The sequence below is a fragment of the Duganella callida genome, from assembly GCF_004614165.1.
In the GTDB taxonomy this organism is placed as follows: domain Bacteria; phylum Pseudomonadota; class Gammaproteobacteria; order Burkholderiales; family Burkholderiaceae_D; genus Rugamonas; species Rugamonas callida.
The window spans coordinates 1-23,153 of the sequence record NZ_SPVG01000022.1 but is presented as its reverse complement, the minus strand read 5'-3'; the positions used below and the strand labels follow the sequence as shown (position 1 = coordinate 23,153).

21 protein-coding genes are annotated in these 23,153 nt (G+C 65.3%); 18 read left to right on the top strand and 3 right to left on the bottom strand.

Features of this window, described 5'->3' with window-relative positions:
• The first annotated feature begins 44 nt into the window (after positions 1 to 44).
• The 11 genes from nudB (at position 45) to E4L98_RS01945 (ending at position 10,624) form a co-directional block, all read left to right on the top strand.
• Positions 45 to 497, top strand: coding sequence for a dihydroneopterin triphosphate diphosphatase (gene nudB / locus E4L98_RS01995; protein ID WP_135199894.1), 453 nt, complete (start codon positions 45 to 47; stop codon positions 495 to 497).
• Between the two features lie 75 nt (positions 498 to 572).
• On the top strand, positions 573 to 818 hold the full coding sequence (locus E4L98_RS01990) for a DUF4160 domain-containing protein (protein ID WP_135199893.1): 246 nt from the start codon (positions 573 to 575) through the stop codon (positions 816 to 818).
• Positions 811 to 1,101, top strand: coding sequence for a DUF2442 domain-containing protein (locus E4L98_RS01985; protein ID WP_135199892.1), 291 nt, complete (start codon positions 811 to 813; stop codon positions 1,099 to 1,101). The genes E4L98_RS01990 and E4L98_RS01985 overlap by 8 nt, the downstream gene beginning before the upstream one ends.
• A gap of 65 nt (positions 1,102 to 1,166) precedes the next feature.
• Positions 1,167 to 1,985: an endonuclease/exonuclease/phosphatase family protein gene (locus E4L98_RS01980; RefSeq protein ID WP_135199891.1), complete on the top strand. Its 819-nt coding sequence runs from the start codon at positions 1,167 to 1,169 to the stop codon at positions 1,983 to 1,985.
• 9 nt (positions 1,986 to 1,994) lie between these two features.
• On the top strand, positions 1,995 to 3,158 hold the full coding sequence (gene clsB / locus E4L98_RS01975; protein WP_135199890.1) for a cardiolipin synthase ClsB: 1,164 nt from the start codon (positions 1,995 to 1,997) through the stop codon (positions 3,156 to 3,158).
• Complete coding sequence (locus E4L98_RS01970; RefSeq protein ID WP_135199889.1) at positions 3,155 to 3,526, top strand: RNA-binding S4 domain-containing protein; 372 nt, start codon at positions 3,155 to 3,157, stop codon at positions 3,524 to 3,526. Before clsB ends, E4L98_RS01970 begins: the two co-directional genes overlap by 4 nt.
• Positions 3,527 to 3,697: 171 nt before the next feature.
• Positions 3,698 to 4,321, top strand: a complete 624-nt coding sequence (locus E4L98_RS01965) for a TetR/AcrR family transcriptional regulator (protein WP_135199888.1) — start codon at positions 3,698 to 3,700, stop codon at positions 4,319 to 4,321.
• A gap of 35 nt (positions 4,322 to 4,356) precedes the next feature.
• Positions 4,357 to 6,147 (top strand): acyl-CoA dehydrogenase C-terminal domain-containing protein, encoded by a 1,791-nt coding sequence (locus E4L98_RS01960; RefSeq protein ID WP_135199887.1) that lies wholly within the window; start codon positions 4,357 to 4,359, stop codon positions 6,145 to 6,147.
• Positions 6,148 to 6,165: 18 nt separating this feature from the next.
• Positions 6,166 to 8,562 (top strand): 3-hydroxyacyl-CoA dehydrogenase/enoyl-CoA hydratase family protein, encoded by a 2,397-nt coding sequence (locus E4L98_RS01955; protein ID WP_135199886.1) that lies wholly within the window; start codon positions 6,166 to 6,168, stop codon positions 8,560 to 8,562.
• A 21-nt stretch (positions 8,563 to 8,583) separates the two neighbouring features.
• On the top strand, positions 8,584 to 9,780 hold the full coding sequence (locus E4L98_RS01950) for an acetyl-CoA C-acyltransferase (RefSeq protein WP_135199885.1): 1,197 nt from the start codon (positions 8,584 to 8,586) through the stop codon (positions 9,778 to 9,780).
• A gap of 70 nt (positions 9,781 to 9,850) precedes the next feature.
• Positions 9,851 to 10,624 (top strand): enoyl-CoA hydratase, encoded by a 774-nt coding sequence (locus E4L98_RS01945; protein WP_135199884.1) that lies wholly within the window; start codon positions 9,851 to 9,853, stop codon positions 10,622 to 10,624.
• Here the strand turns inward: E4L98_RS01945 and E4L98_RS01940 are convergent.
• The gene (locus E4L98_RS01940) at positions 10,608 to 12,962 is read right to left on the bottom strand and encodes a hybrid sensor histidine kinase/response regulator (RefSeq protein ID WP_167761257.1); all 2,355 of its coding nucleotides are present in this window, start codon (positions 12,960 to 12,962) and stop codon (positions 10,608 to 10,610) included. The two genes, E4L98_RS01945 and E4L98_RS01940, sit on opposite strands and share 17 nt — an antisense overlap.
• A gap of 169 nt (positions 12,963 to 13,131) precedes the next feature.
• Between E4L98_RS01940 and E4L98_RS01935 the strand changes: the two genes are divergently transcribed.
• The 3 genes from E4L98_RS01935 (at position 13,132) to E4L98_RS01925 (ending at position 16,861) form a co-directional block, all read left to right on the top strand.
• The gene (locus E4L98_RS01935) at positions 13,132 to 13,902 is read left to right on the top strand and encodes an SDR family oxidoreductase (protein ID WP_135199882.1); all 771 of its coding nucleotides are present in this window, start codon (positions 13,132 to 13,134) and stop codon (positions 13,900 to 13,902) included.
• Positions 13,903 to 13,994: 92 nt separating this feature from the next.
• Entirely contained in the window at positions 13,995 to 15,653 is a 1,659-nt protein-coding gene (locus E4L98_RS01930; protein ID WP_167761256.1) for a right-handed parallel beta-helix repeat-containing protein, read from the top strand.
• Between the two features lie 104 nt (positions 15,654 to 15,757).
• Positions 15,758 to 16,861 (top strand): catalase family protein, encoded by a 1,104-nt coding sequence (locus E4L98_RS01925; RefSeq protein ID WP_135199880.1) that lies wholly within the window; start codon positions 15,758 to 15,760, stop codon positions 16,859 to 16,861.
• Here the strand turns inward: E4L98_RS01925 and E4L98_RS01920 are convergent, their stop codons facing one another.
• Positions 16,862 to 17,623, bottom strand: coding sequence for a substrate-binding periplasmic protein (locus E4L98_RS01920; protein WP_135199879.1), 762 nt, complete (start codon positions 17,621 to 17,623; stop codon positions 16,862 to 16,864).
• 134 nt (positions 17,624 to 17,757) lie between these two features.
• Between E4L98_RS01920 and E4L98_RS01915 the strand changes: the two genes are divergently transcribed.
• Positions 17,758 to 19,731, top strand: a complete 1,974-nt coding sequence (locus E4L98_RS01915) for a hybrid sensor histidine kinase/response regulator (protein WP_167761255.1) — start codon at positions 17,758 to 17,760, stop codon at positions 19,729 to 19,731.
• Positions 19,732 to 19,769: 38 nt separating this feature from the next.
• Positions 19,770 to 20,336: a nicotinamide riboside transporter PnuC gene (gene pnuC, locus E4L98_RS01910; protein WP_135199877.1), complete on the top strand. Its 567-nt coding sequence runs from the start codon at positions 19,770 to 19,772 to the stop codon at positions 20,334 to 20,336.
• On the opposite strand, the gene E4L98_RS01905 is transcribed toward pnuC, so the two are convergent.
• Positions 20,333 to 21,124, bottom strand: coding sequence for a response regulator transcription factor (locus E4L98_RS01905; protein ID WP_135199876.1), 792 nt, complete (start codon positions 21,122 to 21,124; stop codon positions 20,333 to 20,335). The genes pnuC and E4L98_RS01905 overlap by 4 nt on opposite strands.
• 237 nt (positions 21,125 to 21,361) lie before the next feature.
• On the opposite strand from E4L98_RS01905, the gene E4L98_RS01900 reads away from it, so the two are divergent.
• Together E4L98_RS01900 and E4L98_RS01895 are read left to right on the top strand one after the other, a co-directional pair.
• A complete protein-coding gene (locus tag E4L98_RS01900; protein ID WP_135199875.1) occupies positions 21,362 to 22,066 on the top strand; it encodes a fimbrial biogenesis chaperone in 705 nt (234 codons plus the stop codon).
• 6 nt (positions 22,067 to 22,072) lie between these two features.
• Positions 22,073 to 23,153: fimbria/pilus outer membrane usher protein (locus E4L98_RS01895; RefSeq protein WP_135199874.1), on the top strand; the 1,081-nt coding region annotated here is incomplete at its 3' end.

The window sequence follows — 23,153 nt, the reverse complement described above, 5'->3', positions numbered from 1 at the left end:
TTCTGCAAGGAAAAGGCGCTGCGGCGCCTTTTCTTTTATCCGTGATGAAGCCTTACAAGATTCCCGAGTCCGTGCTGGTGGTGATCCACACCGCCGCGCTGGACGTGCTGCTGATCGAGCGCGCCGACCGTCCCGGCTACTGGCAATCGGTGACCGGCTCGCTGGACGCGGCCGACGAGCCTTTGCTGGCGACCGCCACGCGCGAATTGTTCGAAGAGACCGGCATCGTGGCCGATGGCGAGCACATCGTGCTGCGCGACTGGCGCCTGTCCAACGTCTACGAAATCTACCCGGTCTGGCGCCACCGCTACGCGCCCGGCGTCACGCAAAACACCGAGCACGTCTTCAGCGTCGAAGTCCCGCGCGGGATCGCCATCACGCTGAGCCCGCGCGAGCATCTGAATTACCTCTGGCTGCCCTATCTGGAAGCGGCCGACCGCTGCTTCTCCGCCTCCAACGCCGAAGCCATCCTGCAGCTGCCGCACCAGGTCCGCTGACCTTGCGCCGCCTCAAGCGAGGTTATGCAGACACGGTCTAGCATCGAAGTTCACTTACTTCGTGTGCGACTTGCCATGCCTGTCGTCTTGCGCTACAAAGGTTATGCGCTGTTCTTCTATTCCAGCGAAGGCATTCCGCGTGAGCCCATGCATGTTCACGTGCGGGGGCATGGCGGTGTAGCGAAGATCTGGCTGGAACCTGACGTCATTCCAGCGAACTCAAGCGGAATACCTGCGCGCACCATGCGCGAGATCGTCCGTCTCGTGCGTTCGCAGCGCGCGCTCTTTATCAGCAGTTGGAAGGAGTTCTTCGATGAATAACGCACTGGCTACCCGACTGACCTTTGATCAGAAAAACATGTGGGTCCACCTGGTCGATGGACGCACGCTTGGCGTGCCCCTCAGCTTTTTTCCACGTCTGCAAAATGCCACACCAGAGCAGCGCGCTGGGTATATTTTTAGTGGCGAGGGAGCCGGCCTGCACTGGGACGCGCTGGATGAAGATATCAGTGTCGAGCATCTTCTAATGGGACACAGGGATTCCACTGCCAATCACACTGTGTCAAAACACATACTCATGGATAACACAGTCACAAAATTTTAGCGCATTTGCATGTGTGCGGCTACGCACACAGCCGACGCTGTCTCGGGAGTAAAATAAGCTCCATTATGAGACTCCGTGTTGCCACCTACAACATCCACAAGGGCGTTTCCAGCATCCGCTCGGAACCGCGTGTGCTGGCGCTGAAGCAGGCCATCGGCATGTTCGACGCCGACGTGGTGTTCCTGCAGGAAGTGCAGGGCAAGCACGATCTCAAGGCCGCCAAGTACGGCGCCGAGCACAACGGCCACAAGCATTGGCCGTCGGCGGCCCAGCATGAATTCTTCGCCGGCGAGTCGCGTCACCTGCATGCGGCCTACGGCATGAACGCGGTGTACGACCATGGTCACCACGGCAACGCGCTGCTCAGCGCCTTCCCGATCTCCAGCCAGAACAACCACGATGTCTCCGACCACGCCTATGAATCGCGCGGCATCCTGCATTGCGCGCTCGATACGCCGGCCGGGCTGGTGCATTGCTACGTGGTCCACCTGGGCCTGTTCGAGGGCAGTCGCCGCCGCCAGACCCAGTCGCTGATCTCGGCGGTCAGGGAAACCGCGCCCAACGGCGAGCCGGTGGTGATCGCCGGCGATTTCAACGACTGGCGCAATACCTTGAGTGCCGAACTGTATAACGCGCTCGGCGTGGTGGAAGCGTTCGACGAAATCGAAGGCGCCAACACCGCGCTGGGTGAAGTGCTGCGCAAGCTGCGCCGCAAGAGCAGCATCATCCCGGCCCGGACCTTCCCGGCCGCCTTGCCGTTCTTCCGGCTGGACCGCATTTATGTGCGCGGCTTCAAGGTGGAGACGGCAGAGGTGATGCATGGTAGTCTATGGGCCAAGCTATCAGACCACGCTCCCATCGTTGCTTCTCTGACGCTGGCGTGAGCGCACACTATGCGCCCTGTAAATTTCTTAGACAATAACGAAGTTACCCTCTTACACACCGGCACCGATTACTTCCCGGCCCTGGTCGCCGCCATCGAAGCGGCACGGTACGAGGTGTACTTCGAAACCTATATCTTTGCAGGCGACGACACCGGCAAGCTGATCATGTCCACCCTGATGGCGGCCGCCCAGCGCGGCATCCAGGTGCGCATGATCACCGACTGGTGGGGCACCGGCCGCCGCCAGATCAATCACATGCACGAAAAACTGGTCGCGGCCGGCGTCGAGCACCGCATGTTCAATCCGTGGTTCAAGCGCGGCGTCACCCGTACCCACCGCAAGATCTGCGTGGTGGACCGCGAAATCGCGTTTGTCGGCGGCATCAACATCAACGACGACCTGTTCTGCGATTACGATCACAGCAAGGCACTGTCGGCGCCGCGCTGGGACTTCGCGGTGCAGGTGCGCGGCGCGCTGGTGCACGACATCCAGCTGGAAGCGCTGACCCAGTGGCGCCGCCTGGGCAAGCTGAGCCTGATCAAGCGTATCGGCCTGTACCGCGACATGCGCAAGGTGCAGAAGATCGCCGCCCAGCACGCGGTCCAGGCCGGCTTCGTGGTGCGCGACAACCTGCGCAACCGCCGCACCATCCAGCGCGCCTACCTGCAGGCGCTGGGCCGGGCGCGCAAGAACGTGTTGCTGGCCAATCCGTATTTCGCCCCCAGCCGCAAGTTCCGCCAGGCGCTGATCTCGGCGGCCGAGCGCGGCGTTGCCGTCACCCTGCTGATCGGCGTCGGCGAAATCTGGCTGCAGGATGCGGTCGCGCACTCCTTCTATCCCAAGCTGCTGGCGGCCGGCGTGCGCATCGTCGAGTATCACAAGACCCAGCTGCACGCCAAGGTGGCCGTGATCGACGACGACTGGGCCACGGTCGGCTCCAGCAATGTAGACGGGCTGAGCCTGTTCCTCAACCAGGAAGCCAATGTGGTGATCAAGGACGCGGCCTTCTCGCAAACCCTGCGCACGCACATCGAGGAAGCGATTGCCGAAGGCGTGGAAATCCACTACGCTGATTTTGAGCACGTCGGCCACGTCCGCCGCGTCGGTTACGAGCTGGCTTACTTCTTTTATAAATTGTTGATGCGAGTCTTCGCAGTGGGAAAATACGCGTGAGTGATGCCGTAAGACTGGACAAATGGCTGTGGGCCGCCCGTTTCTTCAAGACCCGTTCGCTGGCCTGCGACGCCGTCGACCGCGGCCGCGTGACCGTCAACGGCGACCGCGCCAAGCCGGCGCGCAACGTCAAGGTCGGCGATGTGCTGGAAATCGACAACGGTTCCGATAAATGGGAAGTCGATGTCATGAATCTGTCCGACGTGCGCGGCCCGGCCACGGTGGCGCGCAACCTGTACGAAGAGACGGACGTGAGCGTGGCCCGCCGCGCCGCCGTGGCGGAAAACCGCCGGTTATTCCCCGAACCCAGCGCCCATCTCAAGGGCCGTCCCACCAAGCGCGACCGCCGCCATCTCGACAATCTGTAACTTAGAACCTCACCTCTAAAGGTACTGTTTGACATTCACTCCCAAGTGGATAATAGTACGAGCGTTCGCAATTTTTTCCACACAGAGTAACAAACTGGAGCAGAATGTTTCTTCTCCATGATTTCAAACTTTACTCTGGGATGCAATCTTATTAATACGTCAACTAAATTTATGCGCAAAGGCGAATTAACCCGCGCGGCGATCCTGGACATGGCGCTGGAGCTGGCCAGCCGCGATGGTCTCGAAGGCCTGACCATCGGCTTGCTCGCGGATAAGATGAACATGAGCAAATCCGGCGTGTTCGCGCACTTCGGATCGCGGGAAGATTTGCAGTTGGAAGTGCTGAAGCTGTATCACCACCGTTTCGAGCAGGAAGTGTTCTTCCCCAGCGTCAAGGAGCCGCGCGGCATCCAGCGCCTCAACGCCATGTTCGCGCGCTGGGTCAAGCGTGTCAGCGTGGAAGTGGCGTCGGGCTGCATCTACATCAGCGGCGCGGTCGAGTATGACGACCGTCCCGGCCCGATCCGCGAAGCGCTGACCGGCATGGTCGGCGCCTGGCAGGGCGCGCTGCTGCGCTGTGCCCGGCAGGCCGTCGAATGCGGCGACCTCAAGCCGGACACCGACCCGCAGCAGCTGGTGTACGAGATGTACGGCCTGATCCTGGCCCTGCATCACGATGCGCGCTTCCTGCGCGTACCGGGCAGCCTGGAGCGCGCCAGCATCGGCTACGAGCGCCTGATCGAGACGTACAAGAATCCGCAATCACCCGCAGCGGTGGTCGCGCAGGCAAGTTAAACAAACCAAACAACACGAGTCATCAGGAGAAAACCATGGGTCAATACGTCGCGCCAATCCGGGATATGCAGTTCGTTCTGCACGAGCTGCTGAAAGTGGAAGAGGAACTGAAGGCACTGCCGGACTACAGCGAAGTCGATGCCGACATCATCAACCAGGTGCTGGAAGAGGGCGGCAAGTTCACCTCCGAGGTGCTGTTCCCGCTGAACCACAGCGGCGACCGCGAAGGCTGCCACTACGACGGCGCGACCAAGACCGTGACCACGCCGAAAGGCTTCAAGGAAGCCTACAAGCAGTACGTGGAAGGCGGCTGGGCGGCCCTGGCCTGCGATCCGGAATACGGCGGCCAGGGCCTGCCGGTGGTGATGAACAACTCGTTCTACGAGATGCTGAACTCGTCCAACCAGGCCTGGACCATGTACCCCGGCCTGTCGCACGGCGCCTACGAGTGCCTGAAGGAACACGGCACCGACGAACAGAAGAAACTGTACCTGCCGAAACTGGTCTCGGGCGAGTGGACCGGCACCATGTGCCTGACCGAACCGCACTGCGGCACCGACCTGGGCATGCTGCGCTCGAAGGCGCTGCCGCAGGCAGACGGCTCGTGGCTGATCACCGGCAACAAGATCTTCATCTCGGCCGGCGAGCACGACATGTCGGAAAACATCCTGCACCTGGTGCTGGCCCGCGTGCCGGACGCGCCGGAAGGCTCGAAAGGCATCTCGCTGTTCCTGGTGCCGAAATTCCTGCCGAACGCCGACGGCTCGGTCGGTGAACGCAACCCGATCTTCTGCGGCGCCATCGAAGAAAAAATGGGCATCCACGGCAACTCGACCTGCCAGATGAACCTGGACGGCGCCAAGGGCTGGATCATCGGCCAGCCGAACAAGGGCCTGCAGGCGATGTTCGTGTTCATGAACGCCGCCCGCCTGGGCGTGGGCATGCAGTCGCTGGGCCTGACCGAAGTGGCTTACCAGAACGCGCTGATCTACGCCAAGGACCGCATCCAGATGCGCTCGCTGACCGGCCCGAAAAATCCGGAAAAGCCGGCCGACCCGATCATCGTGCACCCGGACGTGCGCCGCATGCTGCTGACCGGTAAAGCCTATGCCGAAGGCGCGCGCGCCTTCACCTCCTACGTGGCGCTGCAGATCGACCGCGAACTGCACCACCCGGACGCCGACGTGCGCAAGGAAGCCGGCGACGAAGTGGCGTTGCTGACCCCGATCGTCAAGGCCTTTATCACCGACAACGCCTGGATCGCCACCTCGGAAGCCATGCAGGTGTACGGCGGCCACGGCTACATCAGCGAATGGGGCATGGAGCAGTACGTGCGCGACGCCCGTATCAACCTGATCTACGAAGGCACCAACACCGTGCAATCGCTGGACCTGCTGGGCCGCAAGATCCTCGGCGACAACGGCGCCAAGCTGCGCAAGTTCGGCGAGAAGATCAAGGCCTTCGTCGAAGAAAACGGCCTGGACGAAAACCTCAGCGAATTCATCACCCCGCTGGGCGACCTGGGCGAGAAGGTCACCAAGCTGACCATGGAAATCGGCATGAAAGCCTTCCAGAACGCCGACGAAGTGGGCGCCGCCGCGGTACCATACCTGCGCGTGGTCGGCCACCTGGTGTACAGCTACTTCTTTGCGCAGATGGCCAAGATCGCGCTGGAAAAGCAAGACAGCGGCGACAACTTCTACAAAACCAAGCTGGCCACCGCGCGCTTCTACTTCGCACGCCTGCAACCTGAAACCGCAACCCTGATCCGCCAGGCGCGCTCGGGCTCCGCCAACCTGATGGCACTCGACGCTGACCTGTTCTAAGCAACCAGAGGAAACGACATGACCAATTTCATCGTTAAAAAAGTAGCCGTGCTGGGCGCCGGCGTGATGGGTGCGCAGATCGCCGCCCATTGCGTCAACGCCAAGGTGCCTGTGGTGCTGTTCGACCTGCCGGCCAAGGAAGGTCCTAAAAACGGCATCGTCCTGAAAGCTATCGAAGGTCTGAAAAAACTGTCGCCCGCGCCGCTGGGCAACAAGGAACACGCGGCGCTGATCGAAGTCGCCAACTACGAAGACGACCTGGCCAAGCTGGCCGAGTGCGATCTGATCATCGAAGCCATCGCCGAGCGCCTGGACTGGAAGCACGACCTGTACAAAAAGGTCGCGCCGCACATTGCGCCGAACGCCATCTTCGCCTCCAACACCTCGGGCCTGTCGATCGGCAAACTGGCCGAAGGCTTCGACGCGGACCTGAAGGCGCGCTTCTGCGGCGTGCACTTCTTCAACCCGCCGCGCTACATGCACCTGGTGGAAATCATCCCGACCCCGGACACCAAGCCGGAGATCGCCGACCAGCTGGAGGGTTTCCTGACCTCGACCCTGGGCAAGGGCGTGGTGCGCGCGAAAGATACGCCTAACTTCATCGCCAACCGCGTGGGCGTGTTCGGCATCCTGGCCATCGTGCACGAAGCCGAGAAATTCGGCCTGTCGGTGGACGTGGTCGACGATCTGACCGGCGCCAAGCTGGGCCGCGCCAAGTCGGGCACCTTCCGCACCGCGGACGTGGTCGGCCTGGACACCATGGGCCACGTGATCAAGACCATGCAGGACTACCTGCCGAATGATCCGTTCGCCGCTGTCTACAAGACCCCGGAAGTGCTGGCCAAGCTGGTCGAGAAGGGCGCGCTGGGCCAGAAATCGGGCGCCGGCTTCTATAAGAAAGTCGGCAAGGACATCCTGCGCCTGGACTTCGCCACCGGTGAATACGTGCCGGGCGGCGCCAAGGCGGCCGACATCGTGGCCCGCATCCTGAAGGAAAAGGATCCGGTCAAGAAAATGAAAGCGATGCGCGAATCGACCAACCCGCAGGCGCAGTTCCTGTGGGCGATCTTCCGCGACGCCTTCCACTACATCGCCGTGCACCTGGAAGACATCGCCGATAACGCGCGCGACATCGACTTCGCCATGCGCTGGGGCTTCGGCTGGACCGTGGGGCCGTTCGAAACCTGGCAGGCCGCCGGCTGGACCCAGGTGGCCCAGTGGGTCAAGGAAGACATCGAAGCCGGCCACGCGCTGAGCAGCGCACCGCTGCCGGCCTGGGTGTTCGAAGGCCCTGTTGCCGAGAAGGGCGTGCACACCGCGGAAGGTTCGTGGTCGCCGAAAGCCAACGCCTACATTCCGCGTTCCGACCTGGCCGTGTACCAGCGCCAGGAATTCCGTGCGCCGGTGCTGGGCGCGGGCGAAATCGACGGCCGCAAAGCCGGCACCACCGTGCATGAAGACGACGACGTGCGCCTGTGGCACTCGGGCGACGACATCCTGGTGATCTCGCTGAAGACCAAGATGCACGTGATCAGCCCTGGCGTGATCGCCGGCTTCAGGAAAGCGCTGGCCGAAGCCGAGAAGAACTTCAAGGGCCTGGTGATCTGGAGCGCGGACGCGGCCGACGGCGGCGCGTTCTCGGCCGGCGCCGACCTGCAATCGGCCCTGCCAGCCTTCATGGCCGGCGGCGCCAAGGCGGTCGACCCGATCATCCGCGAACTGCAGGACACCTTCATGGCGATGAAATACTCGAACGTGCCGGTGGTGGCCGCGGTGGCGGGCCTGGCGCTGGGCGGCGGCTGCGAAATGGCGCTGCACGCATCCAAGCGGGTGGCCTCGATCGAATCCTACATCGGCCTGGTGGAAGTGGGCGTGGGCCTGATCCCTGCCGGCGGCGGCCTGAAAGAGGCGGCATCGCGCGCCTACAAGGAAGCCAAGGGCACCGACATCCTGCAATTCCTGAAGACCGGCTTCACCAACGCGGCCACCGCCAACGTATCGAAATCGGCGCTGGAAGCGCAGGCCATGGGTTACCTGAAAGAAGACGACGTGATCGTGTTCAACCCGTACGAACTGCTGTACGTGGCCAAAACCGAAGCGCGCGCCATGTTCGACAAGGGCTACCGCGCGCCGCTGAAGGCGCCGATCCAGGTCACCGGCCGTTACGGCTGGGGCACCATCAAGGCGCAACTGGTCAACATGCGCGACGGCGGCTTCATCTCGGCCCACGATTTCAAGCTGGGCGACATGATCGCGCAGATCGTCAGCGGTGGCGATATCGACCAGGGCTCCTTCGTGAGCGAGCAGTGGCTGCTGGACATGGAGCGCAAAGCCTTCCTGGAGCTGCTGAACCATCCGAAGACCCAGGAACGCATCATGGGCATGCTGCAAACCGGTAAGCCAGTCCGCAACTAAGGGCAACTAAGGAATAAGACTATGAGCAAACAAGTTCAAGAAGCGTACATCGTCGCTGCGACCCGTACCCCGATCGGCAAGGCGCCGCGCGGCATGTTCAACAAGACCCGTCCGGACGACCTGCTGGTGCGCGTGATCCAGTCGGCATTGGCGCAAGCCCCGGGCCTGGACCCGGCGCTGATCACCGACGCCATCATCGGCTGCTCGTTCCCGGAAGCGGAACAGGGCTTCAACATCGCCCGTCAATCGGTGCTGCTGGCCGGCCTGCCGAAGACCGTCGGCGGCGTGACCATCAACCGTTACTGCGCCTCCGGCATCACCGCGCTGGCGATGGCGGCCGACCGCATTCGCGTCGGTGAAGCCGACGTGATGCTGGCCGGCGGCGTCGAATCGATGTCGATGGTGCCGATGATGGGCCACCATCCATCGATGAACCTCAACATGTTCACCGACGAAAACGTCGGCATGGCTTACGGCATGGGCCTGACCGCTGAAAAAGTGGCCGAGCAGTGGAAAGTGTCGCGCGAAGACCAGGACGCGTTCTCGGTCGAATCGCACCGCCGCGCCATCGCCGCGCAGCAGGCCGGCTTCTTCAAGGACGAGACCACGCCGGTGGAAATCATCACCCGCACGCCGGACCTGGCCTCGGGCGAGATCAAGGTCAAGACCCGCACCGTCGACACCGACGAAGGCGCGCGTCCCGACACCAGCATGGAAGGCCTGGCCAAACTGAAGCCGGTATTCGCCGCCAAGGGCTCTGTCACCGCCGGCAACAGCTCGCAGATGTCGGACGGCGCCGGCGCGCTGCTGGTGGTGTCCGAGAAGATCCTGAAGGAACACAACCTGACCCCGCTGGCCAAGTTCAAGTCCTTCGCCGTCAAGGGCGTGCCGCCTGAAATCATGGGCATTGGTCCGAAGTTCGCGATTCCTGAAGCGTGCAAATCGGCCGGCATCACCCAGGACCAGCTGGACTGGATCGAACTGAACGAAGCCTTCGCCGCGCAGGCGCTGGCCGTGATCCGCGATCTGGGCCTGGACACCAGCAAGGTCAATCCGATGGGCGGCGCGATCGCCCTGGGGCACCCGCTGGGCGCCACCGGCGCGATCCGCGCCGCCACCGTGGTGCACGCCCTGCGCCGCAACAACCTGAAGTACGGCATGGTCACCATGTGCGTCGGCGCGGGCATGGGCGCGGCCGGCATCATCGAACGCGTGTAATCACCGTATCGCGATAACCAAGGGCGCTGAGGTTGCATAACCCGGCGCCCTTGTCATTTGGAGACAGCTTATGGAAATTTTGAGCAGCAAGAACAACGGCATCCTGACCCTGGAATTCAACCGTCCGGAGCGCAAGAACGCGATCACCGCCGCCATGTACCAGACCATGGCCGACGCCATCAACGAGGCGGAAAACGACAGCGCCGTGCGCGCCATCCTGATCGTCGGCAAGGAAGACATCTTCACCGCCGGCAACGACCTGGAAGACTTCATGAAAAACGCGCCATCGAGCGGCGCCATCGAAGACCGTTCGGTGTACAAGTTCATGATGGCGCTGAGCGGTTCCGGCAAGCCGGTGGTGGCGGCCGTGGCCGGCAACGCGGTCGGCATCGGCACCACGCTGCTGATGCACTGCGATCTGGTCTACGCCGGCGACAACGCCAAGTTCTCGATGCCGTTCGTGCAGCTGGGCCTGTGCCCGGAATTCGCCTCGAGCCTGCTGCTGACGCAGATCGCCGGCTACCCGCGCGCGGCCGAAAAGCTGATGCTGGGCGAAGCCTTCGGCGCGCAGGAGGCGCTGGACATGGGGCTGGTATCGAAAGTGGTGGCGGCTGCCGAACTGCGCGCCTTCGCCGAAGGCCAGGCGGCCAAACTGGTGGCGCTGCCGGCCAGTTCGATCCGCGTCACCAAGCAGCTGATGAAGGCCGCCCGCAAAGGCCCGGTGACCGACGCCATCGCCGCCGAAAACGAACACTTCGCCAGGATGCTGTCGTCGCCGGAAGCCAAGGAAGCCTTCATGGCCTTCTTCCAGAAGCGTAAGCCGGACTTCACCCAGTTTGCCTGAGCGCCACCTGCGCCAGAAAAGCGGAGAGCTGATCGACGTCGACCGGCTTGACGAAATACTGGCGGAAGCCGGCATCGCGGGCGGCGGCGCGGTCATGTTCCTGCCCGTAGCCGCTGATGGCGACCAGCACGGCGTCCTGCGTCTGCGGCTGTTGCGACAACCTGCGTGCCAGCTGGTTGCCGTCCATTTCGGGCAGGCCGATGTCGAGCAGGCAGACCTGCGGCCGCTCGGCGGCGGCGCGCGCCAGCGCCGCGTGCGCGCTGTGCTCGACGCTGACGGTATGCCCCAGCGCTTCCAGGTACATGGCCAGCATCTGCGCCGCATCGTGATTGTCGTCGACGATCAGGATCTTCAGGCTGGCCGACGTACAGGGAGAAGGCTGCGGCGGCTGTGCAGCCGCGCCGCCCGCGTCACGCGGGTGCGGCAGCGATATCGTGAACCGGCTGCCCCGGCCCAGGCCGCCGCTGTGCGCGGTCACCTGTCCGCCTTGCAGCTCGATCAGCCTCTTGACCAGCGCCAGGCCGATGCCCAGGCCGCCCTGGGAACGGTCCGAGGTGCGCTGTGCCTGCGTGAACAGTTCGAACACGTGGGGGATCAGTTCCGGTGCGATGCCGATGCCGTTGTCGACGACATGGACCTGCACCGCGTCGTCCCGCACCTCGGTGGTGACCGTGATGTGGCCGCCTTCCGGCGTGTATTTGGCGGCGTTGGTCAGCAGGTTGGTCAGCACCTGCACCAGGCGGGTGCGATCGCCGCTCACGGCCGCCGGCTCGGGCGAGGTGCGCAGTATCGTGTTGTGGCGACGTGACTCCAGCAACGGCCGCACCTGTTCCATCGCCTCGCCGACGATCTGCTTGAGGTCCAGCTGTTCCACCTTCAGGTTCACCAGTCCGCGCGTGACCCGCGACACGTCCAGCAAATCGTCCACCAGCCCGGCCATGTGCCTGACCTGGCGCGAGATGATGGCGCTGGTGCGGCGGATCATGCCGGCGTCGATCCGCGCCATGGCCAGCAGGTCGGCGGCGGCGCTGATCGGCGCCAGTGGGTTGCGCAGCTCATGCGCGAGCATGGCCAGGAACTCGTCCTTCTTGCGGTCCGCTTCGCGCAGCGCCGCTTCGGCCTTCACGCGGTCGGTGATGTCCATCTGCACCACCACCGCGCCGATCACTTGGTTGCCCTCGTCGTACACCGGCGCTCCCGACAGCAGCAGCGTGTGGTGCACCGGCGGCTGGCCGAACGATGCGATCTGCACCGTGGCGCCGCGCACGAACTCGCCGCGCAGGGCGCGCGCGGTGGGCCAGTCCTCGGCCTCCAGGCGCTGGCCGTGCCGCACCGACTCGTCGGCCCACCAGCCGGTCCACTCGGCGAACTCGGCCACCGATCCGGGCTGGGGCGGACGCCCGCCCCAGAGCCGGTTATGCTCGGCGTTGGTCAGCACCACGCCGCCGTTGCGGTCGCTCATGACGATGCCGACCGGCGCCGCCTGCAGCAGGGCCTCCAGATGGCGCCGCGCCTGTTCCGCGCGACGCGCGGCGGCGATCGCCCGTTCCTCGCTCTCGCGCACCTGGCGCGTCACGCGCTTGGCTTCCGAAATATCCTTGAACAGCACCGCGACTTTCGGCTGGCCGCCGTCCTCGAGACGGAAGGCATACACGTCGAAATAGCGCTCCAGGCTGTCCGAGCCGTGCTCGAAGCGGACTGCCTGCCCGGTCCGCTGCACGTCGCCGTAAATGCTGAACCAATGCTGTTCGTGGGCGGGATTGAGCTCGCGGATGGTCTTGCCGGCCGCGTCGCGCAGGCCGGAGTGGGTCTCGAACGACGGGTTTACTTCGCAAAAGCGGTAATCGTATGGCCGGCCGTGCGCGTCGAACGGCACGTCGATGATGCAGAAGCCTTCGTCGATGGAGTTGAACAGCGTGCGGTATTTGCGCTCCGCCGCCTGGCGGACGGTGACGTCGCTGGCGGCGCCGATCCACTCGTAGATTTCGCCGTCGGCGTCGAGCATCGGTACCGCCCTGGAAAATACCCGGCCCAGCGTGCCGTCCCTGAGCCGCACGCCGTGCTCCAGCTCGAAGACACGCTTGTTGCGGATCGCCGCGGCAATGGCCTGATGGACCCGTTCACGCTCCTCGGCGGGAATGTATTCGTCGAGCCAGAAATGGTGCGCGTCGGCCGCGTCGCCGAGAAAGCCTTTGCCATCCAGTTGCCACATCCGGGTCCAGTCGGGGTTCATGCGGTAGACCAGATCGGCGGTGGCCCGGATCAGCGCGCGGTAGCGCTTTTCGCTGTCCGATTCGCCGCGGGCCGGGTTGCCGGCGCCGGGCGCGATGTATGACATTTTTCCATTGCCATCGAATACGGGGGCAATGCCGGCGGGATTGAAGGTGACGTGGGAAGAGGTGAGCACAGCGCTGATCGATGAAATGTTTGCCGCAAGCGGGGAACTCAACATACCATGACGGCTATCCAAACGGAGCGCATTGGCTTAAATAAGGGGAGCGGCAGCGATGGCGGGCAGACTGAACAACAAAGTGGCGATCGTCACCGGTTCGACCATGGGCATCGGCAAGGCGGTCGCCGAGCTGTTCCTGGCCGAGGGCGCCATCGTGGTCTACAACAGCCACCAGCATGACGCGCGGAGCGCGGACGCGGCGGCGCGCAACCCGGAGCGCGCGCTGTTCGTGCAGGCCGACGTGTCCCGGCCCGCCGAGGTCGAGGCCATGCTGGCGCGGGTGCTGGCGCGCTTCGGCCGGGTGGACGTGGTGATCAACAACGCCGGCATGAATGTCTTCACCGATCCGCTGCGCATGACGGCGGACGAGTGGCGGCGCTGCTTTGCCGTCGACCTGGAGGGCGCCTGGAACGTGATCCGCGCGGCGCTGCCGTCGATGCTGGAGCGCGGCTACGGCAACATCGTGAACATCGCCTCGGTCCATGGCCACAAGATCATCCCCGGCTGCTTTCCTTATCCGGTCGCCAAGCATGCATTGATCGGCCTGACGCGCTCGCTGGGCATCGAGTATGCGGCGCGCGGCATCCGCGTCAATTCGATCTCGCCGGGACTGATCATGACCGAAAGCGCGCAGGCCTGGCTGGCATCCTGTCCCGATCCGGCGGCCGAACGCGCGCGGCAGGAGCAGATGCTGCCGGTGCGCCGCATCGGCGAACCGCTGGAAGTGGCTTACACGGCGCTGTTCCTGGCCAGCGACGAGGCGCGCTTCATCAACGCCACCGATATCCTGATCGACGGCGGCCGCTCGCAGCAATATAGCGACTGAGCAGCGACTGAACGCCGGCGGCACAATTTTGCTGCGCAATCCGGAGTGGGTATGGTATCGTTAACCTATCACTTTGCCGGATGAGTCCCACCATGATCAAAGCCAGCCTGATGGCCGCACTGTTGCTGAGCGGCGCCCCTGCCTCGCATGCCGCCCAGGCGCGTCCGCCCCAGATACTGGTCGATTGCAGCGGCGCCGGCGCGGGAACAGCCGTATCCAGCCTGGCCGATTTGAACGCGATGCGTTTTGTGCCGGGCACGCGGATTCTGTTCAAGCGCGGCGTGACCTGCCATGGCAGCTTCGCGCCGCGGGCGGGGAATTCCGGCACGGCCGCCGCGCCCATCGTGGTGTCGGCGTATGGTGATCCGGCGGCGGGCCGGCCGGTGATCGCGGCCGGCTGCGCGCAGGCGGCGACCGATTCCGACCAGACGCTGACCGACCGCGCGCGCACGCCGCGCGGCGTGAGTCCCTACCATACGCTGTGCCGCAGCGATGGCGGCGATGGTGCGGCTGTGGCGCGCGCGGCCATCCATCTGTACAACGTCGATCATTGGGAGATCGAAGGCCTGGAGTTGACCAACGATGGCGCCGGCGAAGGCGCGCGGGTGGGCTTGCTGGTGCAGCTCGAAGATTTCGGTACCGGCAGCCATTACCGCATCCGCGACGTCTACGTGCACCACGTGCGCGGCTACCTCAAGGATGCGCCGGGCGGCGAGCATGGGTACAAGGAGACCGGCGGCATCCTGTTCAACATCACGCGCCGCGCCGTCAACCAGCGCAGGACGCGTTTCGACGATGTGGTGGTGGAGAACAGCGAGATATTCCACGTCGATGCGATCGGCCTGTCGACGCGCTCGGCGTGGATGTGCCGGCCGGGCGGCGCGCCGTGCGGCGACTATCCGCCGTACAAAACCGGCGCGGCGACGCTGAGCGCGGCGGCGGCGGATGAGTACACGCCATCGACCAACATCATCTTCCGCAACAACCGCATCCACGATATCGGCGGCGACGGCATCGTGGTGCGCACGGCGCTGCGGCCGCTGGTGCGAGCCAATCTGCTGCACGACATCTGGCTGCGCGCGGCCGGCAACAGCGCCGGCGCGTGGGCCATCAACACCGACGAAGCGCGTTTTGAGTACAACGAAATCCACCACGTGCGCTACCAGGAGCCGTGGGAACCGGGCGACGGCATGTCCTTCGACGCCGACCTGGGCACGCGCGGCACGCACATCGTCAGCAACTACAGCCACAACAATGGCGGCGGCTTCATGCTGTTCTGCGGCTGCGGCAACGATGGCCTGGGCCATCCGGCGCAGGCATCCGGCACTGTGGTGGAAAACAATTTGAGCCTGAACGACGGCCGCCGCGCGATCGTCTTCGCCGGTTCACAGAGCGCCGTGGTGCGCGGCAATCTGATCCTGAACACGCGGGCCGGCCTGAGCGCGCCGGCGGCGGAAAACACCGGCCTGGGCAGCAAGAACGCCGGCGACATCCGCGACAACGTGTTCTATCACGGCGCCGACGCCGGCACGCTGTTCCGCGCCGTCAAACCGGCGCTGCGCCACGACGACATCCGCTGGAGCGGCAACCGCTTCTACGGCTACCAGCACAGCGGCGAATTCACGGCCGGCCAGTTCTTCGAAGGCGATACCGCCAACACCGTCCTGCCGGCCGCCAGCTACGACCCGGACGCCGCGATGCGCCAGTGGTTTGCCGCCACACGGTTCAGGGAGCGCAGCTACCGCCGCTGAGCGCCCGGCGCGTGAGCGTCACGGCGATGTGCGGTAGGGCACAGACGCCGGTCGCGCCGTCGGCGGATGATGGAGCACCCAGCCAACCAGCCCAAGGAACCCTCATGGATCACCCTGTCCACCCGCATCCGCTGCCCTACGACCTGTCCTATGAAGTGCACGAGGAGGGCGAGGCGGACACCATCGCCGGCCTGACGGAATCCATTCACCACATCGCCGCCACCGTCGATAAGGATACCGGCCACGCCTACCGCGGCGTGCACGCCAAGAGCCACGGCCTGCTGCGCGGCACGCTGCGCGTGCTGGAGGGCTTGCCGCCCGAGTACGCGCAGGGCATGTTCAGCCATGGCGGTCTGGCGTGGCCGGTGGTGATGCGCCTGTCCACCACGCCCGGCGATCTGCTGGACGACAAGGTGTCGACGCCGCGCGGCATGGCGCTCAAGGTGATCGGCGTGCCGGGCGAGCGGCTGCTGGACGGCGATGGCGATGTGACCCAGGATTTCGTGATGGTCAACGGTCCGGTGTTCATGGCGCCGACCGCCAAAAAATTCCTCGGCAACGTCAAGCTGCTGGCCGCCACCACCGACAAGGCGCCGGGCCTGAAGAAGGCGCTGTCGGCCGCGCTGCGCGGCGCCGAGAAAGTGGTGGAGGCGGTGGGCGGCGAAAGCGCCACGCTGAAAAGCCTGGGCGGCCATCCGGAAACCCATCCGCTGGGCGAAACCTTCTTCACCCAGGTGCCGGTGCTGTACGGCCGCTACATGGCCAAGCTGTCGCTGGCGCCGGTGTCGGCGGGACTGGCGGCGCTGAAGGACCGGCCGGTGGACCTCCACCACAAGCCCAACGGCCTGCGCGGCGCGGTGGTCGATTTCATGAGCGAGCACGCGGCGGAATGGGAGTTGCGCGTGCAACTGTGCCACGACATCAAGGCGCAGCCGATCGAAGATCCCACCGTCGAATGGACCACGCCGTGGGTGGCGGTGGCCCGCATCAGTGCGCCGGCGCAGGCCGGCTGGACCCACGGCCTGTCGGTGCTGGTCGATGACGGCATGCAGTTCAATCCCTGGCACTGCCTGGCCGACCACCGGCCGCTGGGCGCCATCATGCGCGTGCGGCGCGCCGTGTATGCGGCGTCGAAACGCTTCCGCGCCGAACGCAACGGTGTCGAGGTGGCCGAGCCGCAAAACCTCGACCAGTGGCGCGAGCACTGATCACTCGCCGTAGCGCGCCCGGATCGCGCTCAGCGCGCCGTGGTGTTCGAGCCGCGTGATGGCGGCGTTGATGCGGTCCAGGTCGGCCTCGCTGGTGGTGCTGCGGTTGAGCATCAGATGCACCGGCGCGCGCAGCACCACCAGCGGCAGGGCGCTGATTGCCACCCCCTGCATGTTGGCCTCGTAGCGCAGCGCGGCGCGGTCGCCGAGAATCAGGTCGGCGCGGCCGGCCTGCAGCATGCGCAAGCCTTGCTGAAAATTGCTGAAGGTGCTCAGTTTGCCGGCCGTTTCCAGCGTCGGCTGCACGCGCGCGTAGTCGCGGCCATACCAGCCGACCTTGGGCGCCAGCAGCGGCAGGCGCTCGCGGCTCAGCACGTCCAGGCTGACCACGTGGCCATAGCGGGCGCGCATCGCGCTGCGGGTGAATACCCCGACCGATTCGTGACGGTAGGCAATGCTGAAGCGCGCATAAGCGTGCCGCGCCGGGGTGTCGGAGGCGGCCAGCAACAGGTCGAGCTGGCCCTGCTCGAATTCGCGCTGGCGGCGCGCGGTGGGCAGTTCGGGCAGCAGCTTCAACGTGCAGCCCGCTTCTTTCAGGATGGCCTGCGCCAGTTCCCAGTCCAGCCCCGACGGCATGGCCGCGCCGTCCGCGCGGTACAGATACGGCGGCCACTGCTCCAGCGCCAGGCGCAACTGGCAAGCCAGTCCTGCTCCCGAGACAGCCAGCAAAGCGATGGCGGATAACACATGACGCGCTCGCATGCCGCGGCCCTTTCCTGATCAATGGCGACAATGTGACAGATGTGGCGCAAATGTCAAGGGTGCCGCCGCGGCCGTATTGTGCGCCGCCGAACGCTACAGTTGCTACTATTTGGCTTTCTGATTTGGAATTCATTATGTTGGCTCAGTCCGTCACTGCCCTTCCCGGTCCGCATTTGCCGCGCTTTATCGGCGACGGCACGCGCATGCGCGAGCTGGTGCAGGCTTACCGCTGGGAGGACACGCCGCTGGGGCCGCTGCGCGACTGGCCGGTCTCGCTGCGCACCGCCGTCAGCGTGGTGATGCACTCGGCGCACCCGATGTTCCTGTGGTGGGGCGAGGAGCTGACGCAGATCTATAACGATGCGTATGTGCCGTGTTTCGGCGTCGGCAAGCATCCGGCCGCGCTGGGCCAGGCCGGCCGCCGGTGCTGGCCGGAGATCTGGCCCATCATCGGCCCGCAGATCGACGAGGTGCGTCATGGCCGCGCGGGGCGCTGGTATGCCGACAACCTGGTGCCGATCTGGCGTAACGGCCGCATCGAGGATGTCTACTGGAGCTACACCTACACGCCGGTGTTCGACGAGCGCGACGAGGTGGGCGGCGTGCTGGTGGTGTGTACCGAGACCACCGCGCAGGTGCTGGCCGAGCGCCGCCGCCATGCGCTGGACCTGCTGGGCCGGCGGCTGCTGGCCTGCCATGACGAGGACGAGGTGCGCGCCGCCATGCGGCAGTCGACCCTCGACAATCCCGGCGATCTGATCGAGGTCAGCCTGCTCGACGGCGCGGCGGCGGTGCGCACCGGCGACGACGTGGTGGTGATCCGCGCGGCCGAGCTGCAGCTGTGCGACAACCTGGCGCTGGCGTTCAAGACCTCGCCGCGCCTGCCGCTCGACTGCGCCTACCGCCAGTTCCTCGAGCAGTTCACCGCCACCGTGTGCGCCACCCTGAGCCGGCTGGAGAGCGACCGCGCGCTGGCCGAGGCGATGGCCGAGAGCGAGCGGCTGAACCTCGACCTGAACATGAGCTCGCGCATCAAGGATGAATTCCTGGCCATGCTCGGCCACGAGCTGCGCAACCCGCTGGCGCCCATCGTCACCGCGCTCAAGCTGATGAAGCTGCGGCGGCAGGACAACGACACCGCCCACGAGCAGGAAGTGATCCAGCGCCAGGTCGACCATCTGGTGCGGCTGGTCGACGATCTGCTGGACGTGTCGCGCATCGCCAGCGGCAAGGTCGAGCTGCGCAAGGAAAGCGTGCCGCTGGCCGACGTGCTGAACAAGGCGATCGAGATGGCCAGCCCGCTGCTGGAAGCCAAACAGCACCGCTTGCTGGTCGATGTGCCGACCGTGCGCTGGCACGGCGATCCGGCGCGGCTGGCGCAGGTGGTGTCCAACCTGCTGAGCAACGCCGCGCGCTACACGCCGGCCGGCGGCCATGTCACGCTGGGCACGCGCATCAAGGGCAACACGGTGCAGATCCAGGTCACCGACGACGGCAACGGCATCGCGCCGTCGCTGCTGCCGCACATCTTCGATCTGTTCGTGCAGGGCAACCGCCAGCTGGACCGCGCCAAGGGCGGGCTGGGCATCGGCCTGGCGCTGGTGCGCAACCTGGTGCAGATGCATGGCGGCACGGTCGACGCCTACAGCGCCGGCGAAGGGCGCGGCAGCACCTTTACCATCACGCTGCCGGACTCGGTGGTGGCCGAGGATGCGCCGCAGCCGACGGCGGCCGCGCCGGCGCTGGCACCCGACAGCGGCACCCGCGTGCTGGTGGTGGACGACAACCAGGACGCCGCCGATTCGCTGGGCGAGCTGCTGGGCGCGCTCGGCTTCCAGCCGTCGGTGGCCTACGATCCGGCGCATGCGATCGCGCTGGCCGCGGCGCGCATGCCGCAGGTGGCCATCCTCGACATCGGCCTGCCCGGCATGGACGGCTTCGAGCTGGCCGGACATCTGCGCGCGTTGCCCGGTGGCGCCGGCCTCAAGCTGGTGGCGCTGTCCGGCTATGGCCAGGAACACGACAAGACGCGCAGCCGCGAGGCCGGTTTTGCCGCCCACCTGGTCAAACCGATCAATATCGCCGATCTGCAGGTCTCGCTGGCGTAGAATGGCGGCTCGACCGTTATGCAGACCAGGACCCGCCGTTGATCTCGCCACTGGAAGTTGCCGCCAACGCCGTGATGGCGGTGTCCATCGTTTTATCCGGACGTAACAACGTGCATTCGTGGTGGCTGGGCATCGTCGGCTGCGCCATGTTTGCCGCGCTGTTTTACCAGGTCAACCTGTACGCCGACGTGGCGCTGCAGCTGTTCTTCATCCTCACCTGCGTGCTTGGCTGGCTGCAGTGGCTGCGCGGCGCCGGCGGCCAGCCGCTGCCGATCACCCGCACCGGCCGCCGCGCGCTGGGCTGGATGGTCGGCGTCGGCCTGCTGGCCACCGCCGGCTACGGCCTGATGCTGCAGGCTTACACCAATGCCTACGCGCCCTTCATCGATTCAGCCGTGCTGATGTTCAGCATCGTCGCGCAGTTGCTGCTGATGCGGCGCCAGCTGGAAACCTGGCCGTTCTGGCTGCTGGTGAATACGGTGTCGGTGCCGCTGTACGCCAGCCGCGGCCTGCACCTGACCGCCGTGCTATATGCCGGTTACTGGCTGAACGCGCTGGCGTCCTGGCTGTTCTGGCGGCGCCAGATGCGGACGCAGGCGGCTTAAGTCTTCTTCTGCTGGATGGCCTGGCGGTAGGCGGTCGGGGTCACCCCCATGCGCTCGCGGAAGGCGGTGGCAAAGTTGCCGGCGTTGTTGAAGCCGATCAGCAGGGCGATGTCCTGCACGTCGATGTCGGTGTCCTTCAGCAGTTCCTCGCCGCGGCGGATGCGTTCCTCGCGGATGAAGCCGAACACCGTCATGCCGGTCTGCTCGCGGAACACCTGCGACAGCTTTTCGCGGTAGGTGCCGACGCTGCGCGCGATTTCGGCCAGTCCCGGCAGCGCCGCCAGATTGTCGGAAATCAGGCGCTTGACGGCGTTGACCAGCACCGCGTCGGGATCGCTGTCGCCAGGATGGTGTTCGGCGTCGTTGCTGGCGGCCGTGGGCGGCGCCTGGTGGCGCCTGGCCAGGTTCAGGTGCACCTGGATGCGCGCGGCCAGCTCGCCCGGCGAGAAGGGTTTGGAGACGTAATCGACGCCGCCGATCGACAGGCCCATGATGCGTTCCTCGTCGGCGTCGGCGCCGCTGAGGAAGATCACCGGGATATCCTGCGTCACCGGATTGGCCTTGAGCAGGCGGCAGGCCGTGTAACCATCCATATTAGGCATGCGCACGTCCAGCAGGATCAGGTCGGGCCGGTTAGCGAGCGCTAATTGATAGCCCTGCAGGCCGTTGAACGCCACCGACACCTTGTATGGCATTTCGCTCAGCAAGTCCACCAGCATGCGCTGCTCGAACGCGGAGTCATCCACGATCAGGATCTTGGAACGGCTGCTTTCTAGAGTGGTTGGCATGGCGTCCCCAACAATGATTGCTAAAACTTTATCACGCCCTGTTGCGTATTATGCCTATCTTTTGAATATTTTTGATAGTTTTCTACGCTTGCAGAATAGTTGTCTCTTCATCCAAAAGCATGTTTTTTTTAAATCCCTAATAATGGAATCAGTGTTGTACGAAGGCAATCTTAGGTAACCATTAGTCGTTATCGTGGAGGCGGAATGGGAGGCGCGCGCGCGCGTTGGGCGGGGAAGATGGCGGCCGTCTGGCTGGGGTGGTTGGCGTGGGCGCCGGCGCCGGCGGCCAATCTGCAGATCTCGCCGGTGACCATCAACTTGCGCGCCGGCCAGGGCGCCACCGGCATCAGCCTGCAGAACATGGGCGAGGCGCCGGTGTATGGCCAGGTGCGCGTGTACCAGTGGGATCAGAAGGAAGGCGACGATGTGCTGACGCCGACCCAGGAGGTGGTGGCCAGTCCGCCCATCATCCAGATCGCGCCGCGCAGCAGCCAGATGATACGGCTGGTCCGGCGCAGCGAGCAGTTGCCGGCCACCGAGCTGACCTACCGCATCCTGATCGACGAGATACCCAAGGACGACGGGCCGGCCAGCGGGGTCGACATCCGCCTGCGCTATTCGGTACCGATGTTCGTGCTGCCGGCCGATGAGCGCGGCACGCCGGTGCTGGCGTGGACGGTGTACAAAAAGGACGGCAACTGGATGTTGCGAGTCCACAACAGCGGCACCCAGCGCGCACAGATCGGCGCGCTGGAACTGAGCAATGCGGCGGGGCAACAGTTTGTGATCGCGCCGGGGCTGTTCGGGTATGTGCTGGCGGGCAAGGTGCGCGAGTGGCGCCTGCCGACATCGGGCGAGGCCGATCTGAACGGGACGCTGGGCGTGAAGGCCAACATCAACGCCCGCCCGCTGAGCGCCAGCACGGTCGCCCGGGTGGACTAGCCCGGCATGGGGCGGCAGCGGTGGTGGATCGGCATCTGGTTGCTGGCCTGGTGGTGGGGCGCGCTGGCGCAGACGCCGGCCATGCCGCCGCCGCAGGAGGAAGAGCTTTTTCTGGAGGTGATGTTGAACGGTGAAGCGACCGGCCTGATACTGCGTTTTACCCGCGGCGCGAGCTCGGGCCTGCGCAGCAGCGTGCAGAATCTGCGCGACCTGGAGCTCGATCCGAAACTGTTCGGGGTCGAGGGCCGGCAGGAGTTCGACCTCGACGGCGTCAAGGGGCTCAGCTACAGCTATGACGCCGCGCGCCAGAGCATCGCGCTGCGCGTGGACGATGCGCTGCGCGCGCCGATCGAGGTGTCGGCGCGCACCCAGCGCCTGCCCGGCAAGGCCACGGTGACGCCGGGCGCGGTGATCAATTACGACGCCTTCACCCGGCTCGGCACCGACCGCAGCAGCTCGGTCGCCAACGAGCTGCGTTACTTCAACGCCGGCGGCGTGCTCACCAGCACCGGCGTGTTCAATTACAGCAGCCAGCTGCGCCAGTACATCCGCTTCGACACGGCCTGGGTGCATGCCGACCCCGACACGCTGGAAACCTGGCAGGTGGGCGATTTCATTTCCTCCTCGCTCAACTGGTCGCGTTCGCTGCGCATGGGCGGCGTGCAGTGGCGGCGCAGCTTCGACCTGCGGCCGGACCTGCTGACCTTCCCGGCCGCCACGCTGACCGGCTCGGCGGTGGTGCCCAGCGCGGTCAGCCTGTACATCAACGGCGTGCGCCAGGTCGACACGGCGGTGCCGTCCGGCCCGTTCATCGTCAACCAGGTGGCCGGCATCAACGGCGCCGGCCAGGCCACGCTGGTCACGCACGACGCCGCCGGCCGGGCGGTCAGCACCACCGTTCCCCTGTACGTCGACACGCGCATGCTGGCCGCGGGCCTGACCGATTACTCGGTGGAGCTGGGCGCGCTGCGGCGGCGCTACACCACCGCCTCGTTCGACTACGGCGCGCCGGTGCTCAGCGGCTCGGTGCGGCGCGGCCTGAGCGACAGCCTGACGCTGGAGGCGCACGCCGAGGCCGGCCGCGACC

Excerpts from the sequence above, each read along its gene's own strand:
- nudB (WP_135199894.1), top strand. The coding sequence starts at position 45 with ATGAAGCCTTACAAGATTCCCGAGTCCGTGCTGGTGGTGATCCACACC.
- E4L98_RS01990 (WP_135199893.1), top strand. The coding sequence starts at position 573 with ATGCCTGTCGTCTTGCGCTACAAAGGTTATGCGCTGTTCTTCTATTCC.
- E4L98_RS01985 (WP_135199892.1), top strand. The coding sequence starts at position 811 with ATGAATAACGCACTGGCTACCCGACTGACCTTTGATCAGAAAAACATG.
- E4L98_RS01980 (WP_135199891.1), top strand. The coding sequence starts at position 1,167 with ATGAGACTCCGTGTTGCCACCTACAACATCCACAAGGGCGTTTCCAGC.
- clsB (WP_135199890.1), top strand. The coding sequence starts at position 1,995 with ATGCGCCCTGTAAATTTCTTAGACAATAACGAAGTTACCCTCTTACAC.
- E4L98_RS01965 (WP_135199888.1), top strand. The coding sequence starts at position 3,698 with ATGCGCAAAGGCGAATTAACCCGCGCGGCGATCCTGGACATGGCGCTG.
- E4L98_RS01960 (WP_135199887.1), top strand. The coding sequence starts at position 4,357 with ATGGGTCAATACGTCGCGCCAATCCGGGATATGCAGTTCGTTCTGCAC.
- E4L98_RS01955 (WP_135199886.1), top strand. The coding sequence starts at position 6,166 with ATGACCAATTTCATCGTTAAAAAAGTAGCCGTGCTGGGCGCCGGCGTG.
- E4L98_RS01950 (WP_135199885.1), top strand. The coding sequence starts at position 8,584 with ATGAGCAAACAAGTTCAAGAAGCGTACATCGTCGCTGCGACCCGTACC.
- E4L98_RS01945 (WP_135199884.1), top strand. The coding sequence starts at position 9,851 with ATGGAAATTTTGAGCAGCAAGAACAACGGCATCCTGACCCTGGAATTC.
- E4L98_RS01940 (WP_167761257.1), bottom strand. The coding sequence starts at position 12,962 with ATGTCATACATCGCGCCCGGCGCCGGCAACCCGGCCCGCGGCGAATCG.
- E4L98_RS01935 (WP_135199882.1), top strand. The coding sequence starts at position 13,132 with ATGGCGGGCAGACTGAACAACAAAGTGGCGATCGTCACCGGTTCGACC.
- E4L98_RS01930 (WP_167761256.1), top strand. The coding sequence starts at position 13,995 with ATGATCAAAGCCAGCCTGATGGCCGCACTGTTGCTGAGCGGCGCCCCT.
- E4L98_RS01925 (WP_135199880.1), top strand. The coding sequence starts at position 15,758 with ATGGATCACCCTGTCCACCCGCATCCGCTGCCCTACGACCTGTCCTAT.
- E4L98_RS01920 (WP_135199879.1), bottom strand. The coding sequence starts at position 17,623 with ATGCGAGCGCGTCATGTGTTATCCGCCATCGCTTTGCTGGCTGTCTCG.
- E4L98_RS01915 (WP_167761255.1), top strand. The coding sequence starts at position 17,758 with ATGTTGGCTCAGTCCGTCACTGCCCTTCCCGGTCCGCATTTGCCGCGC.
- E4L98_RS01905 (WP_135199876.1), bottom strand. The coding sequence starts at position 21,124 with ATGCCAACCACTCTAGAAAGCAGCCGTTCCAAGATCCTGATCGTGGAT.
- E4L98_RS01900 (WP_135199875.1), top strand. The coding sequence starts at position 21,362 with ATGGCGGCCGTCTGGCTGGGGTGGTTGGCGTGGGCGCCGGCGCCGGCG.